The organism is Flavobacterium sp. MMLR14_040 (genome assembly GCF_033657265.1).
Classification (GTDB): domain Bacteria; phylum Bacteroidota; class Bacteroidia; order Flavobacteriales; family Flavobacteriaceae; genus Flavobacterium.
In genome coordinates, this window is the sequence record NZ_JAWVWO010000002.1 from 290572 (window position 1) to 306551 (window position 15980).

The window sequence follows — 15980 nt, forward strand, 5'->3', positions numbered from 1 at the left end:
AATTAATTATTATTAATTATTGATTTTAAATTTAACGCAAAATTTTTAATGTTTTCCGTGTAGTCTAAATCATAAATTAATTTGTCTGAAGGATTATTAATAACAGTAAGCATTTTTAGCGTTAATTCATTAAAATCATTTGGAGAAAAGAAATATGCTTTCTCTCCTAATTGCTCTTTGTGAACAGAAATATTTGATACAATTAAAGTCTGATTCAATCCTTTCCCATCTTCTACAACTGTACTCCAGCCCTCAAATAACGAAGGTTGAATTATAGCAATTGAATTTTTCATAAGAAGAAGTTGATCTACTCTATCAATAAAACCTAAAAAAATGATTTCATTTTCTAGCTGATAATCAATTACTTTTTTCTTCAAATCACTTGTATACTCCGGATTTCTGTAATCGTATTCTTTACCGGTAAAAATAAGTTTTACGACAACTCCACTATCTTTTAGTTTTTTAACAGCTTCTATTATTACTGTTTGATTTTTATGCTGCCAAAATTGATTAGGTGAAATAAAATAATCTCCCCTAATTCCATATTTTTCTTTTACCCCATCTATTGTTTTTGTTTTCAAATCTGGATGGACAACTGCAAATTGCAAAACGTTTCTTGCATTTTTTGAATCAGGAAAAAAAGTATTAAAATCACTTAAAGCAGAGTTACTACTAAAAACTATGGGGTAATTTAATCCTACCATCTTTTCGTAGGCAGACTGACGAACTTTTACATCTTTTGCAGAAAAAAATTCAGGCAAATATTTTTCTTGAAAATCTGGAATCCAAAATAATTGTTTTTTTATATGACACAAATCCTGAGGAATCGAATACAATGGAAAAACCCAATCCAGCTTAATTTTTTTTACAATCAACTTCTTTTTTAAAACAAGCATTGTAATTTTATTTAAAGCTCGCTCAATTTTATTGTATTGCTTTTTGTATTCTATAAATTTTAGTTTTGGGTAGCCAGTTATATTTTGTAATTCTTTAAAAAGAGATTTATCCTTTGCCAGAACATACAATTTAATTTGCTCTTTTTCTGGAAGATAATTTAGGGAACTGATTAAGTTTTGAATGTAGTAAGCACCTCCAATCCAGTTTTCATCAAAGTTGTAAATAATACCTATTCGCTTTTCTTTAGCCATTCAATATATTTTTTAAGTCCTAAACTCAGATTGAACTGAGGTTGAAACCCATAATTATTAAGTTTTTTCATGTCTGCGACCCAATTATTTGGATCTCCTATTTTGGCTTCTCCATTAAAGGTTACTTTCTTTTCTAGAGAAAACTCTTTTATAAAAATCTGCGCCGCTTCATTAATTGTAGTTTCCAGGTTACTGGCAACATTGTAAATTGTTCCATGAAATGGGGAATTTTCAATAACTAAATCTATAATAGTTAATAAATCATCTATATAAATAAAATCTCTAGTCTCCTTACCGGTTCCAAAAAGTGACACAACATTGTTATGCAGCGCTTTTTGATATAAATCCCAGAACAATTGTTTTTTTAATCGTGGACCATAGGCAGAAAAAACACGTAAACTACAGGTATTTAAACCGAAAAATTTATGATATTCTGTTAATAACAACTCACTTTGTAATTTATGAAAACCATAAGGGGAGAGTGGTTTACAAATACTATTTTCTACAATTGGTAAAACCTGTGGATTACCATAAACTGCAGCACTTGAAAAATTAATAAACTTACAGTTTTCATTATAATCTCTAATAGCAACTAATATTTTCTGGACATTAACTACATTAAGTTCAAAGTCTTGAGAAGGATTTTCAAACGAAAAGCCAACATGCGCCGAACCTGATGCATTGATGCACACATCAAATTGGTGATCTTTGAAGGGTTGAGAAAAATCAGAATTTTGACGTTCTATTTTATAAGTATTTTTCTCCAACGATTGATTAACATCGGCCCGATAAACATCAAATGCCTTATTTTTAAAATAATCAACACAATGGCTGCCGATAAATCCTTTGGAACCTATTATTAAGATCTTCATATTTTTAGAGCTACATAAGAATACATTCTCCCTGGAACTTTATCTTCATTATAAAATGTCTCTTTATCTAATCCCAACCTTTTAAAGTACATATTCTGTAAAAGAGAAAGCTTAGATAATATGCCTATTTTACTCTTTAAACGCAAAATAGCTTTATTTTTTTTAACTTGAAACTGATTAAAAATCTCTTCTTTTGATATTGGAAAAAAATTAATGACACTCTCAAAATATTTTATTTCTTTTTCAACTCGTAATCCTGCATTCTCCATTGCTTTTATATATTCAATTGGGTGAAATGCATTTTCTCCACCATAAAATTTTTGTAACGGATGATTTTCTAAAAACCATTCTTTATCTTTTTTATTAAAAATTACATGGTCTCGAATTGTGATAAATAATCCGTTCTTTTTTGTTACTCTGCTGGATTCTGCTACAAATTTATCTAAATCATAAGCGTGATGCATGCACTGACGTGTATAAACAATATCAAAACTTTCATTTGGTAACTGAAGTTCTTCCGCATAAGCTTCGTAAATTTCTAAATTAGTTAAATTATAATATTCTTTTAATTTTCTAATTGCACCTGCTCCAATAGTATCACTAGAATCCGGCTCGATTGTTACCACATCGTAACCTTGCAGCGCTAAAGCCACAGCACTTATTCCGTTTCCACTACCAATATCTAAAACAGTTTTAGCATTAGGCTGATACTGTTTTAAAAGTTTAAGTGTTTCTGTAAATTCTTCGCTTTGCTTAAATCGTTCAACATTTAAAGATAAATCTTCTTCAAAATAAGCTTTGTCAACTAAATATTTAAATTCAGGTTGAGTTCTTATAAATTTTATGGTTTCTTCCCAAGTCATTTTATCTTTCATTTTCAGGAATTTCTCTGATAATTTTTGCAGGATTCCCACCAACAATTGTCCAGTCTGGAACATCTTTAGTTACAACACTCCCTGCTCCAACAATAGCTCCTTCGCCAATAGTTACACCTTTAAGAATAATGCTATTGAAACCGATCCAGGCTTTGTCTTTAATTAAAACAGATTTTGGCCTTAAATCAAAAATCTCTGCGTTATAATTTTCAACACCTAAAATTCTTTTATAATCCTTAATTCGCATTTCTGAATTAATTGGATGCGAAATATTATCATGAATATTTACATTATGAGAAATAAGAACTTTGTTGCCAATAATAATATTACATGCTGACCAAATTTTTGAACTCTCACCTACATAACAAAAATTACCAATAGTAATGTTTCCTCCTTGTTTAAAGATTTGAAGATGTCCTCTTATATGACTATTAGTTCCTATTTTTATATTATTTTTGTTTCTTTGAAAATTACTGACTTCCGCTTGTTCATAAAATTTAGATTTTTCACCAATAGTTACTTGTTCTAAACATTTTATAATTTTTAAAGCATTCAATCTTAAATCAATTGTCTCAATATTAATATATGGATTTTTAAAAACCAATTTTGAATTAAGAATTTTTGCTATTGTTTTTTGGACGAAATTACTCATAACTTTTAAAAAGTATAAATAGAAAGTTAATTAATAATTCCCCAATTACAATCTACAAAAACACATCCATAATCATTTTTACCATAGATATGTAAATCTGATCCTGTTTCAATAATTTCAAAAGATAAGCATTCTTCTCTATAATCAATTAATTCGACGTTAGGCAGATGTAAGCCAAAAGTAAGATTGAATTGATTGGGCACTAAAAACTTTTGTGGCAATTTTACTTCAAACTGATGTATACCAGCTTCACTAATTTTGTCTGATAATTTGATTTCTGATGTAAAAATTACTCTTTCCTTTCTATCAACTAGTCTAAAACCTAAATGTGCTTTCAGGTGCTGTCTGGCAACTTTAACTTTTATTTTGATTACAATAGATTCATCAAAGCCAAATTCAGTTCTATTAACATTTTCTTTATCAACTAAAGAAATATTTACAAAACCGGATTCTCCAACAGATTCATTATTATAAATTCCTTTATAACCTTCATATTGATTAGATTGCAAATAGTAGTCAATTCCATCATTCGTACTTCCTTCAAAAATAATCATGCCATTTTCCATCATGATAGTCTTTGTACACAATTGTCTAATTGCTGCCATATTGTGGCTCACAAACAAAACAGTTCTTCCTTCTTGTTTAGAAACATCTTGCATTTTGCCAATTGCTTTTTTCTGAAATTCGGCATCACCAACAGCTAAAACCTCATCTATAACTAAAATTTCAGGTTCTAAAAAAGCAGCAACCGCAAATGCTAAGCGTACAGTCATTCCGCTGCTATAACGTTTAACGGGAGTATCTATATAACGTTGACAACCCGAAAACTCTACTATTTCATCAAGTTTTGAAGCGATTTCTTTTTTGGTCATACCCAAAATTGCTCCATTTAAAAAGATATTTTCTCTTCCTGTCATTTCGCCATTAAATCCTGTACCAACTTCAAGTAAAGAAGCAATACGCCCACGTGACTTAATACTTCCTGTTGTTGGTGCCGTCACTTTTGAGAGTATTTTTAAAAGTGTTGATTTTCCTGCTCCATTTTTACCAATAATACCTAAAACTTCACCCCTTTCAACTTCAAAATTTATATCCTGTAATGCCCAAACATAATCAGAGTTACCTTTTGTAGAACGATCATTCGTTTCTCCAATTTTTAAATATGGATTTTCTTTTCCTCTAATCTGATGCCACCATCTATTTAGGTCATGACTCAATGTGCCAGTTCCTACTTGTCCTAATCGATATTGTTTAGAGACATTTTCAGCTTTTAAAATGATATCTTTTCCCAATTATAATATATTATTAATTGTAATTTATAAGAATTTATTCTTTTTGATCGAAAATTAACCTAAACTGTATCTATAAAGCTTTTTTCAGTTTTATTGAAAATTAAAAGACCAATAAAAAATATGGTAATTGTAACCACAAAAGTATAAACCAATCCCAAAATTGAAATTTCTCCAACATTTAAAAGCATATAACGGGTAGTTTGAATAATATAGGCCAATGGATTATATTGAACAAGCCAGCCATACGTTGGTAGTTTTTCTTCAATCAATTCCATCGGATACATTACTGCAGATAAATACATAAGAAGTTGTATACCAAATCCAACTAAATAACTAAAATCACGATATTTAGTTACCATAGATGAGATAAGCATTCCAAGACCTAATCCTAAAAGTCCCATAATTGCAATTAAGACCGGAAAAAATAATACCATGTTATTTAATCCTAAATTTGAGCCCTGAAAATAATAAAAAATATAAAATATTATGAAGATCAAAAATTGAATACCAAACTTAATTAAATTAGAAATTACAACTGATAGCGGTGTTATAATTCTCGGGAAATAAACTTTCCCGAATATATTTGCATTAGTTTTAAAAGTATCAGAAGTTCCGTTAAGGCAGGCTGTAAAATAATTCCATACCGTAATCCCTGCTAAATTGAATAAAAAAGGAGGAACTGTGCCCGTATTTATACCAGCGACATTGTTAAAAATTATTGTAAAAGTTACCGAAGTAAACAAAGGCTGGATTAAATACCAAAGAGGTCCCAAAACGGTTTGTTTGTATACTGTAATTACATCACGTTTTACAAATAAGAATAGTAAATCACGATATTGCCAAACTTCTTTAAGATTAAGCGAAAAAAATTTGTTTTTTGGTGTTATTTCAAATAGCCAATCATTTGAAACATTGTTATTCTTCATTTTATTTTGATTACAATTTGGAGTGCAATAATAGTCATTTAAAAATTATAAAAAAGTATTTTTTAGTTACTTATAAATTATAATTAAAAATCGATTCAGCGCAATAGAATTAACAAGATTTTTACTCAATTCCCAAATATATAAAAAGCAAAAAAGGCGTTTTATTAAAACACCTTTTTAAATATCGATTTAAAATTTCTCGTCTGTATTAAGCAAATTACTTGTCTAAAACTTCAAAAGCTGAATTCATGCTTTTAAATTCCGGAACTATTTTTTTCATTTTAGATACAATGTCATCGTTATCATAAAAATCAGCAATTCCAATAAGCTCATCGACTTCAGTATGCAGGTTTTCATATTCATCCTGTATCTCTTGTGCTATCATGATTTTATTATGATAAGTTGGTAAAGTTTTAGATGTATCGTTTAATAACTCTTCATATAATTTTTCACCTGGTCGTAGACCAACAATTTTTATTTTTATTTCCTTATCAGGAATAAAACCTGCCAGTTTAATCATTTTCTTCGCCAAATCAATTATTTTAACCGGTTTACCCATATCAAAAATATAAATTTCCCCTCCGTTACCCATCGCTCCGGCTTCTAAAACTAATTGACAAGCTTCAGGAATTGTCATAAAATATCGTATGATATCCTGATGTGTAATTGTTACCGGTCCGCCTTCAGCAATTTGTTTGGTAAACAAAGGAACAACTGAGCCATTTGATCCCAGAACATTTCCAAAACGAGTAGTAATAAATTTTGTTGCACCTTCTACATTCTCTTTTTGGTTTTTCAAAAATAGAGACTGTACATATTTTTCAGCAATTCGTTTGCTGGCTCCCATTACATTGCTCGGATTAACAGCCTTATCTGTTGAGACCATTACAAACTTCTTTACAAAGTATTTACACGCTAAATCAGCTAAATTTTTAGTCCCCTTAATATTCGTTAATATTGCCTGTGAAGGATTTTCTTCCATTAATGGCACATGTTTATAAGCAGCAGCATGAAAAACAACATGTGGGGTATGCATTTTAAAAACTTTTTCTAATGCTTTCTTACTTCTTACATCAGCAATTACAGCAATAATTTTTGTTTCAGAATTCATACTCAAAGTCTCCAAACATAAGTTATGAAGTGGAGTTTCAGCATGATCTAAAATAATTACTTTTTTAGGATTAAATCCAAGTACTTGTCTTACTATCTCACTTCCTATGGAACCGGCTGCACCTGTGATAAGAATTGTTTTGTCTTTTAATTGCTTTGAAATTGATTTACTATCCAGAACTATCGGTTTTCTTTCTAATAAATCTTCAATCTGGATATTTTTTACCTTTTGAGAAATTTCTTTTTGATTTTCCCAGTCAGAAATCAAAGGAACTGTATAAACTCTATAATTGAACTCTAAACATTGATCAACAATAATTAACTGTTCATCTTTTGTTAAACTTTTATCCGCTATAATTACACCTTCTGCAGCAACGGAACGCATTAAGGCTGGCAATTTTTTCCTTAAAATCAAAATTGGCAAATCCAACATTCTCTTAGATGCATTTTGATTGTTCTTATCAACAAAACCAACTATTTTAAAACGAGAAGGCGTTTCAAACTTTAATGCATTGGCTACCGAGATAGCATTGGCATCTGTTCCGTAAATAACTGTTCTAATTAATTTAGTGCTTGTTTTCTCTGAAAAGTATAATTCAAAAGTCTGTTTTACAATTACACGATATAAAAACAATCCGCAAAAAGACAGGACTAAATTAATAAAGAGAGCTGTATTTAAAAAAGCTTTATGTCCGGCGTATAATTCGAAAACCAGATTAAAAAACAGAAAGAACACTAAAACTGACATTTGAGAAAACAATAGTTTGATAGCGTCTATATAAGAGGAATGTCTAATAATTCCCGAATAGGTTCTAAACAACCAAAAGAAAAATATATTTACAAAAAGTAAGCTCCCAACAAAGTAAAAATGATGTGATGTAACAATATAACCTAATGCTGTCCCTTCAAACAGCATGTATGTAAATGTGAACGAAAAAATCAGCACCATAACATCTATAGCAATAATAATCCACCTGGGTAAATAGCTCAGGTTATTAATATTTGCCCTTAAATTTCTCGGGGATAGGAAATTATGGAACAAAGTCCTTATTTTAGCTTGCTCTTCTGTATTCAATTTGGGTTCTGTTTAATTTTGTAAACTTCGTATTACATACAAAAGTACAAATTAAAGGTTTCAAAAAATTGTTTCTCTAACAGAAATTAAACTTTAACAACTTTTTTCTTTTGTTTTAAAAAATCAATTAAATAAGATCCGTATCCGGATTTAACTAAAGGCAAGGCAAGTTCTTCTAACTGAGTATCATTTATAAAGCCTTGTCTCCATGCAATTTCTTCTATACAACCTACTTTTAATCCTTGTCTTTCTTCAAGAACCTGAACAAATTGTCCTGCCTGCATCAAACTATTAAAAGTTCCAGTGTCTAACCATGCCGTCCCTCTGCTCAAAATACCAACTTTTAAAGCTTCTTTTTCTAAATAAACTTTATTTACGTCGGTAATTTCATACTCACCTCTGGCACTTGGCTTAATATTTTTAGCAATTTCTACTACTGAATTATCATAAAAATATAATCCCGGAACAGCATAACTGGATTTTGGTTCTTCTGGTTTTTCTTCGATAGAAATCGCTTTGTAATTCTCGTCAAATTCAACTACACCATAACGTTCAGGATCTGAAACATGATAAGCAAAAACTACACCTCCATCTGGTTTTGTATTTGACTTTAATAGTTCTTGCATGTTGGAACCAAAAAAGATATTATCCCCAAGTATTAACGCTACGTCATCTTTACCGATAAATTCTTCTCCAATTACAAAAGCCTGAGCTAGTCCGTTAGGAATCGCCTGCTCTGCATAACTAAATTTACAGCCCAAGCTAGAACCATCCCCTAATAATTTTTTAAAATTCGGCAAATCATGTGGAGTAGAAATAATTAATATTTCATTAATCCCGGACATCATCAACGTTGATAACGGATAATAAATCATCGGTTTATCATAAACAGGCATCATTTGCTTGCTCATTGCTAATGTTAAAGGATGCAAACGCGTGCCTGAACCTCCGGCTAATATAATTCCTTTCATAAATCTTTTTTTTTATATTTTGGATAGACTTTTTTCCAATGCTAAAACATTAAAGTCGAATCTTAAATCATCTTTATTTTATACAAACATTTTTGCTAAACTCTCTTTATAATTGGGGATATTTAAATTATAAATAGCTTTAATTTTTTTCTTATCTAACAGTGAAAATTCCGGTCTTTTTGCAGGAGTTGGATATGAAGAGGATGGGATTCCGCCAACATTACAATTATAGCCTCCAAATTCTTTTATGCTTAATGCAAACTCATACCAGCTTATTTCTCCTTCGTTTGAATAATTGTAAATACCGGAAACCCAATTCGAAGATTCCAAGATATCAATCATCGCCTGAGCCAAATCGGCAGCATAAGTTGGGGAACCAATTTGGTCATTAACGACATTAATCGATTCTCTTTCCTGCATTAATCTTTGCATTGTCTTAACAAAATTGTTGCCAAATTTGCTATATACCCAAGAAGTTCTAATAACAATTGAATCAGGGTTATTATTTAAACATGCTATTTCCCCAGCCAACTTACTTTCTCCATAAACATTTATCGGATTGGTGGGTGCTTCTTCATTTAATGCCATAGCTGAAGATCCATCAAAAACATAATCTGTTGAAATGTGAATTAATTTCGCTTTATTTTCTGCAGCATATTTTGCTATTAACTCAACAGCTAAATTGTTAATTGTAAATGCTAATTCTTTTTCAGTCTCTGCTTTATCAACTGCAGTATAGGCGCCACAATTTAAAATTATATTGGGCTGAATATTTTTTAATTGCGTATTCAAAAGATCGAGATTATCTAATGTAACCATCGTTCTGTCTGCAAAGATCCATTGATAATTTGGATAATTAACGGATAAAAAATTGAGTTCAGATCCTAATTGTCCATTTGCTCCCGTTACAAGAATTTTTTTCATTAAAATAAACTATTACAATTTTCGATAAAAGGAAGTATCTGGTCTTTTTCAGAAACTATTGCATCTTCTAAATTCATACCCCAATCGATATTAACCGATGGATCATCGTATTTAATTCCGCCTTCAGATGCTTTATTATAAAATTGATCACATTTATACATTACGGAAGCTGTTTCGCTAATAACCGAAAAACCGTGTGCAAATCCTTGAGGAACTAATAATTGTTTTTTGTTTTCTGCTGATAATAAAACACTAAAAGCTTTTCCATAAGTAGGAGAATCTTTTCTTAAATCTACTGCAACATCAATTATTTTCCCTTCTAAAACACGAACTAATTTTGTTTGCGCAAAAGGTGGGTTTTGATAATGTAAGCCTCTTAAAGTGCCTTTTTTTGAAAAGGATTGATTGTCCTGAACAAATTCAATATTAATTCCTAAATCTTCAAATTTAGTTTTACTATAGGATTCAAAAAAATACCCTCTTTCATCCCCAAAAACGGTTGGTTCTACAACCACTAAATCTTTTATAAATGTTTCTTCAATTTTCATATTAAAAATCTAATTCTTATTTCTTTTTAATAATTAAAAAAGGTTTTGATAACTTCTTCAATTCTAATTTTATCCTCTTTTGATAAATTTGATCCGGAAGGCAGGCAAAGACCTTTTGAAAATAAGTCCTCAGCAATTTTATTACCGTAATATGGATATTTCAGAAAAACAGGCTGTAGGTGCATTGGTTTCCAAAGTGGCCGAGTTTCAATATTTGCTTTTTCAAAAGCCAATCGCAAAGTTTCGCTATTTATATTTTTCTCCAAAATTGGCTCAACCAAAATCGCATTTAACCAATAGTTTGAAAAATAATCTTCATTTAATACTTCGAAAAGAGTTACATTTTTAATACTATCAAAAAGATCCTTATAAAAAAAATGGGTTGTTCTTCTTGTTGAAATATTATTGTCAAGTACTTTAATTTGGCCCAGTCCAATACCTGCACAAACATTGCTCATTCTATAATTATAACCAATTTCACTATGTTGATAATGCACAGCAATATCTTTTGATTGGGTTGAGTAAAAAATCGCTTTTTCTTTTGATTCTTTTGAATTTGAAATTAATGCACCTCCACTGGAAGTTGTAATAATTTTATTTCCATTAAATGAAAGAATTCCAAAAGCTCCAAAAGTGCCACATTTTTTACCTTTATAAGAACTCCCAAGTGCTTCTGCACTATCTTCAATTATCGGAATATTATAGCGTTCTGCAATTGTATGTATTTCTTCAACTTTATATGGATTCCCATATAAATGAACAGTAATGATTGCTTTAGGTTTCTTTCCTTTTTTAATTCTATCTTTTATAGCAATTTCAAGAAATTCGGGACTGATATTCCAAGTATCCGCTTCACTATCTACAAAAACAGGGATTGCTCCCTGGTATAAAATAGGATTGGCTGATGCCGAAAACGTCAAAGTCTGACAAATGACCTCATCTTCAGCTTTTACTCCTAATAAAATTAAAGCCAAATGTATGGCAGAAGTTCCTGAGTTTAATGCTGTAATGAATGATGCATTGGAAAAATAATTTTGTAATTTATTTTCAAAATCATCAACATTTGGACCACCAGATGTAAGCCAATTTGTTTCTAGTGCTTTCTGAATATATTCTTGTTCAAAACCACTTTGTTGTGAAAGGGATAAATAAATTCGTTTATTATCCATTTATCTTCCAATAATCTGAATTATAACGAACATCATCATCGCTGACATTTTCTAACGGTAAAGTAGAAAAGGAAATTAATTTTGAATTTGTTTGAAGAGATTCTATCGCATTTGCATAACCAGCCGGAACATGAACAATTTTACTTTCTGAATCAGAAACAAATATTGTTTCTATAACTAAATCTTTTGAAGGCTTTTCCCAATTATCAATTTTTACAAAATGAATGTTAAAAGATCCGCTTAAGCAATAGAAATTCTTCGCATCTAACTTATGTCCTTGCCAGGCGCGAATTGGATTTTCATCTGAATTACTAATAATGTAAAACCTTTCGATATCTTTAAAACTAAAATCATTTACAAATGAAATAGTTCCGCGATGATCTGAAAAATTTCCGCCCTGAATTATTTTAGGAGTCATATATTAACTTTCAAATTATTTTTATTCAATAAATAAAATTTTAAAGTATATACTAAAAGCAGAGGCGTAATTATAAATACAAATAAATATAAATCTTGTACTTTTTGATAAAAATAAATAACCAAAATAGAAATTACTATTTGTGCCAGTGCATAATATAATGAAACCAACCTATGCTGAATTTTATATTCGTTACTTAATACCTGATAAAGATGTAAACGATGCGCTTCGAAAATATTTTGTTTTAAATATAGTCGATGCAATATGGTACAAATAGCATCGACTCCATAAATAGCTAAAAATAAAAGCCAGATAACCGAATTTGTTATCAGAATAAGCTTTAAGATCAAATAAATTATCCAAAAAGCGATTGCAATACTACCTACATCACCAGCAAAACATTTAGCTTTTTTTCTGTAATTAAAAAATAAGAAAACTAAACTTGCAATCATTGCATATTTTATAAAATTGCCATCTGTAAAAAGTTGAATCTTTGTATTTACATATAACAATGTCCCCATTACAACTAAAGTGTATAAACCAGTAATACCATTAATTCCATCCATGAAATTGTAGGCATTAATTAGTCCGATAGCTAAAACATAAGCTATTATTACTCCCCACACAGGAACAAGATTAAATAATCCTAAATCAAAAAAAATTAAGGTTATCGAAATAAAATGAACTGAAATTCGAATTTTATTTGAAAGATTTTGAATGTCATCCCAAAAACTCACTAAACTTACCAATGTAATTCCGGTAAAGAAAAAGTAGTTATCCTGAAAATGCTGTATAAAATAAAGCAAGGCAGAGAACCAAAAAATAATTCCTCCACCTCTTAAGGTAATTTCGCTATGTGAGCTTCTTTGATTGGGTTTGTCAATGATATTAAACTTATCTGCTACTTTGAAGTATAACAGCATTATGATCATTAAAAGAATTCCAAGTATTGTATATTCCATTTATTTGGTTATGAAACTTTTGATTGTTTTTTCGAGTCCTTGCCGTGCTGTGTTTGGAAGTTTCTCAATTCCTATAGCTAACTTTATTTTTTCATTTGAAACCCTATAGTTTTCTGTTAACTTTTGTATTGTTTCAGAATTTAAAGGGAATTTTATCAAATCTCCGAATTTTGCAATAACGTTTATTAAACCTTTAGGTATTGCTATCGATAAATTCTTTTTATTAGCAGTATTCGAAATTATTTCAATCAGCTTATTTGTTGATAACACTTCATCATCTGCAAAATTATAGACTCCAGAAGGAATTTCTTTGTTTTGCAAAATTTCCTTAATCAAATAATTTAAATTATCTATTCCTAAAAAGGATCTTTCATTGTAAAAAGCGGCTAATGGATAAGGTATTCTTTTATTGACCACACTATAAAGTAAATTTAAATTTCCTTTATTTCCGGGACCATGAATCATGCAAGGCCTAATAATAAAAACTCTTTTTCCTTCTGGAATATTTTTTGATAAAATATATTCTTCAGCTTTTAATTTTGATTGACCATATGGAGTTTGAGGATTTGGATTTATATCTTCGTACAATATCTCAGGCACTTCGTCTGCAACTGCCTTAACACTACTGAAATAGATAAAATCTTTAATATTGCTTTTTAAAAATTCATCGAATAACTCTTTAGTTAGATTTGTGTTAACTTCAAAATATTCGGATGCGTGACTAGTATTCTTTGTATCGTGTGCTTTTCCAGCTAAATGAATAATGGCATCTCCGGTCAGATTATTTTTCCAATTTAAATTTCGCAAAGAAATTTTTTCAATCGAAAAAAAATTAACTGATAAATAATCAGAAAGGTTTTTACCAACAAATCCAGATGAACCTGTAATATTTATTTTCATTTATGTAAATTGAGATAATGCGCTTTTATTTATCTTCACTCTTTCACGATCTAAAAACCATCCCCATTTATTAAAATAAGTCACTGCAGAATTTAAAAAAATCTTAAATAATCTACTACTTTTATTAGCTCCTGAATCATATCCATGATAAACAGATACTAATGGAAAATATATTGTTTTATAATGCTGATGAATTCTTCTCGACAAATCCCAATCTTCAAAATACATGAAAAATTTATCATCATACATTCCAACTTTTTTAATAGCTTCTAAATTTAATAATGTAAAGCATCCTGAAAGGACGGGAGCATTATAAATCATATCTTTTGCTACTTGCCTTAATTCATATTGATTAATGAATTTTTCATAGGCTTTTTGAGGCTTCTTTAATTTTCTCCACAAAATATCAAATGGACTTGGCAATAATTTTGGTAAATTTTGAACGGTTCCGTCTAAATTTAATATTTGTGGCATCATCATACCAATTGACGCATCATTCTCCATGAAACTGATCATTGGAGAAATAACATCCTCATGAAAATAAATATCCGGATTAACAATAAAATGATATTTAGCTCCTTGTTCTATTGACTTCTGAATAGCAATATTATGAGCAGGACCAAAACCTGGATTTGAGGGATTGTGAATGTAAATAGTTCTTGGATCGTTTATAAATTCTCTTAATTTATCCGTTATTGAGTTATCAATTAAAAAAAGCTTTATGTTTAAATTTGTTTGAAAAATACTATTTATACCTTTTAATAAATCATCTAAATTCGTATTATATAAAACTACTGAAACTGTTATAATCATATGGTTATCAAAAATTATCTAGTTATTCTAAATAGGCTTTCATAGTACTTGTAGCCATCTGATTCCACGTAAACTTTTTAACTTGTTTTAGGGATTTTGCCACTAAGTCTTGATAAAGAAATTTGTCATCGATAAGAAGGGTTATTCCATCTGCTATTTCTTTAACGTTATATGGATCGATTAAAATTGCTGCATCACCTGATACTTCAGGCATTGAAGATATTTTACTTGTAATAGTAGGGATCCCAAATGACATTGCTTCTAATACGGGAATTCCAAAACCTTCGTAAAAAGAAGGATACAAAAATAAATAGCAATTGGCCAACAAATTGTTTTTCTCATTTTCAGTTACAAAATCGGTAAATACAATTCTATCACCCAATTTTAATTCTTCAACTGTTTGATAAACATTATCATAATGCCATCCTTTTCTACCTACTATAACCAATTTGTAATCTAAATATTTTTCATGAATCATAGAGTAAGCTTCTAGTATAGATTTAATATTTTTTCTTGGCTCTATGGTCCCAATGAATAATAAATATTTTTTGGGTTCGAGACTGTGTTTCAACAAAATATTAGAATCTTTTCCATTTAAAACTATTTCCTTCCTATCATCTACACCCAAAGGAACAACTACAAACTTTTCTCTTAAATCTTTTTTTACATTTAATATATTGAAAACATCTCTTTTTGTGGCCTCAGATACACAGATAATTTCATCACAACATTTAACAGAAAATTTAATCATATTTGTAAAAAAGAATACATTAATTTTTTTGTGAAAATTAGGATATAGAAAAAAAGTCATATCATGTAAAGTAACAACTTTCTTCACCTTCATTGGTAAAATTGGAAAACTATAGTGTAAGGAGTGAACTACATCAATCTTATTCTTCAAAATTAAAATAGGCAGATAAAATTGTTCGAACAAAAATCTAAAAACAAGTCTTCTAAAAATTTTCTTTAAATAAATAATCTTAAAAACATTACTTTCTTTTAATAATTCAATTACCTCATAGTCATCATTTAGAACAGCTACAAAATATTCTTCACTTTTTTTTATTTTGTTTATTTCCTTTAATAAAGACATCGCATAAACTCCAACTCCAACCTTTTTTAAAGGAATTTGTGTAAAATCAATTAGTATTTTCATTTTGTTTGAATTCAATTTCAATTGAATAATTTAGTTGAGCAACTCATGTTACTACTATCTAATTCTCTTTATAATCTATATTGATTAAATTTAGTTCCATTTTTAAACTATTCAATCAGTATTTATTATTTTGATAAATTTATATTTTTTTCTTTGCTATAAATCTCCT

The 15980-nt window shown here is 29.5% G+C and carries 16 protein-coding genes; all 16 read right to left on the reverse strand.

Going from position 1 to position 15980, the window contains the following annotated elements; genetic code table 11:
- Positions 1–2: 2 nt before the first annotated feature.
- The 16 genes from SD960_RS04025 to SD960_RS04100 all read right to left on the reverse strand — a co-directional run bounded on the left by SD960_RS04025 (position 3) and on the right by SD960_RS04100 (position 15811).
- Positions 3–1148, reverse strand: coding sequence for a glycosyltransferase (locus SD960_RS04025; protein ID WP_318801069.1), 1146 nt, complete (start codon positions 1146–1148; stop codon positions 3–5).
- Complete coding sequence (locus tag SD960_RS04030) at positions 1127–2020, reverse strand: SDR family oxidoreductase (protein WP_318801070.1); 894 nt, start codon at positions 2018–2020, stop codon at positions 1127–1129. The genes SD960_RS04025 and SD960_RS04030 overlap by 22 nt, the downstream gene beginning before the upstream one ends.
- Positions 2017–2895, reverse strand: a complete 879-nt coding sequence (locus SD960_RS04035; RefSeq protein ID WP_318801071.1) for a class I SAM-dependent methyltransferase — start codon at positions 2893–2895, stop codon at positions 2017–2019. The genes SD960_RS04030 and SD960_RS04035 overlap by 4 nt, the downstream gene beginning before the upstream one ends.
- Complete coding sequence (locus tag SD960_RS04040; RefSeq protein WP_318801072.1) at positions 2885–3499, reverse strand: acyltransferase; 615 nt, start codon at positions 3497–3499, stop codon at positions 2885–2887. Before SD960_RS04040 ends, SD960_RS04035 begins: the two co-directional genes overlap by 11 nt.
- A gap of 74 nt (positions 3500–3573) precedes the next feature.
- Positions 3574–4839, reverse strand: a complete 1266-nt coding sequence (locus SD960_RS04045; RefSeq protein ID WP_318801073.1) for an ABC transporter ATP-binding protein — start codon at positions 4837–4839, stop codon at positions 3574–3576.
- A gap of 59 nt (positions 4840–4898) precedes the next feature.
- On the reverse strand, positions 4899–5765 hold the full coding sequence (locus tag SD960_RS04050) for an ABC transporter permease (RefSeq protein ID WP_318801074.1): 867 nt from the start codon (positions 5763–5765) through the stop codon (positions 4899–4901).
- A gap of 217 nt (positions 5766–5982) precedes the next feature.
- On the reverse strand, positions 5983–7950 hold the full coding sequence (locus tag SD960_RS04055) for a nucleoside-diphosphate sugar epimerase/dehydratase (protein WP_318801075.1): 1968 nt from the start codon (positions 7948–7950) through the stop codon (positions 5983–5985).
- Between the two features lie 86 nt (positions 7951–8036).
- Complete coding sequence (rfbA, locus tag SD960_RS04060; protein ID WP_318801076.1) at positions 8037–8921, reverse strand: glucose-1-phosphate thymidylyltransferase RfbA; 885 nt, start codon at positions 8919–8921, stop codon at positions 8037–8039.
- A 78-nt stretch (positions 8922–8999) separates the two neighbouring features.
- Complete coding sequence (gene rfbD, locus SD960_RS04065; RefSeq protein ID WP_318801077.1) at positions 9000–9845, reverse strand: dTDP-4-dehydrorhamnose reductase; 846 nt, start codon at positions 9843–9845, stop codon at positions 9000–9002.
- The gene (gene rfbC, locus SD960_RS04070) at positions 9845–10393 is read right to left on the reverse strand and encodes a dTDP-4-dehydrorhamnose 3,5-epimerase (protein ID WP_318801078.1); all 549 of its coding nucleotides are present in this window, start codon (positions 10391–10393) and stop codon (positions 9845–9847) included. Before rfbC ends, rfbD begins: the two co-directional genes overlap by 1 nt.
- A gap of 26 nt (positions 10394–10419) precedes the next feature.
- Positions 10420–11562, reverse strand: coding sequence for a DegT/DnrJ/EryC1/StrS family aminotransferase (locus SD960_RS04075; protein WP_318801079.1), 1143 nt, complete (start codon positions 11560–11562; stop codon positions 10420–10422).
- Complete coding sequence (locus tag SD960_RS04080) at positions 11555–11980, reverse strand: WxcM-like domain-containing protein (protein ID WP_318801080.1); 426 nt, start codon at positions 11978–11980, stop codon at positions 11555–11557. The genes SD960_RS04075 and SD960_RS04080 overlap by 8 nt, the downstream gene beginning before the upstream one ends.
- Positions 11977–12942 (reverse strand): glycosyltransferase family 4 protein, encoded by a 966-nt coding sequence (locus SD960_RS04085; protein ID WP_318801081.1) that lies wholly within the window; start codon positions 12940–12942, stop codon positions 11977–11979. Before SD960_RS04085 ends, SD960_RS04080 begins: the two co-directional genes overlap by 4 nt.
- Positions 12943–13842 (reverse strand): NAD-dependent epimerase/dehydratase family protein, encoded by a 900-nt coding sequence (locus SD960_RS04090; RefSeq protein ID WP_318801082.1) that lies wholly within the window; start codon positions 13840–13842, stop codon positions 12943–12945.
- Positions 13843–14655, reverse strand: coding sequence for a glycosyltransferase family 2 protein (locus SD960_RS04095; RefSeq protein WP_318801083.1), 813 nt, complete (start codon positions 14653–14655; stop codon positions 13843–13845).
- Positions 14656–14677: 22 nt separating this feature from the next.
- Positions 14678–15811 carry a glycosyltransferase family 1 protein gene (locus SD960_RS04100; RefSeq protein WP_318801084.1) on the reverse strand — a complete coding sequence of 378 codons (1134 nt, stop codon included), beginning with the start codon at positions 15809–15811 and terminating at the stop codon, positions 14678–14680.
- Between the last annotated feature and the right edge of the window lie 169 nt (positions 15812–15980).

What these genes read in the sequence shown, in the direction of transcription:
- SD960_RS04025 (WP_318801069.1), bottom strand. Translation starts at nt 1,148, where the DNA reads ATGGCTAAAGAAAAGCGAATAGGTATTATTTACAACTTTGATGAAAAC.
- SD960_RS04030 (WP_318801070.1), bottom strand. Translation starts at nt 2,020, where the DNA reads ATGAAGATCTTAATAATAGGTTCCAAAGGATTTATCGGCAGCCATTGT.
- SD960_RS04035 (WP_318801071.1), bottom strand. Translation starts at nt 2,895, where the DNA reads ATGAAAGATAAAATGACTTGGGAAGAAACCATAAAATTTATAAGAACT.
- SD960_RS04050 (WP_318801074.1), bottom strand. Translation starts at nt 5,765, where the DNA reads ATGAAGAATAACAATGTTTCAAATGATTGGCTATTTGAAATAACACCA.
- rfbA (WP_318801076.1), bottom strand. Translation starts at nt 8,921, where the DNA reads ATGAAAGGAATTATATTAGCCGGAGGTTCAGGCACGCGTTTGCATCCT.
- rfbD (WP_318801077.1), bottom strand. Translation starts at nt 9,845, where the DNA reads ATGAAAAAAATTCTTGTAACGGGAGCAAATGGACAATTAGGATCTGAA.
- rfbC (WP_318801078.1), bottom strand. Translation starts at nt 10,393, where the DNA reads ATGAAAATTGAAGAAACATTTATAAAAGATTTAGTGGTTGTAGAACCA.
- SD960_RS04075 (WP_318801079.1), bottom strand. Translation starts at nt 11,562, where the DNA reads ATGGATAATAAACGAATTTATTTATCCCTTTCACAACAAAGTGGTTTT.
- SD960_RS04080 (WP_318801080.1), bottom strand. Translation starts at nt 11,980, where the DNA reads ATGACTCCTAAAATAATTCAGGGCGGAAATTTTTCAGATCATCGCGGA.
- SD960_RS04085 (WP_318801081.1), bottom strand. Translation starts at nt 12,942, where the DNA reads ATGGAATATACAATACTTGGAATTCTTTTAATGATCATAATGCTGTTA.
- SD960_RS04090 (WP_318801082.1), bottom strand. Translation starts at nt 13,842, where the DNA reads ATGAAAATAAATATTACAGGTTCATCTGGATTTGTTGGTAAAAACCTT.
- SD960_RS04095 (WP_318801083.1), bottom strand. Translation starts at nt 14,655, where the DNA reads ATGATTATAACAGTTTCAGTAGTTTTATATAATACGAATTTAGATGAT.
- SD960_RS04100 (WP_318801084.1), bottom strand. Translation starts at nt 15,811, where the DNA reads ATGAAAATACTAATTGATTTTACACAAATTCCTTTAAAAAAGGTTGGA.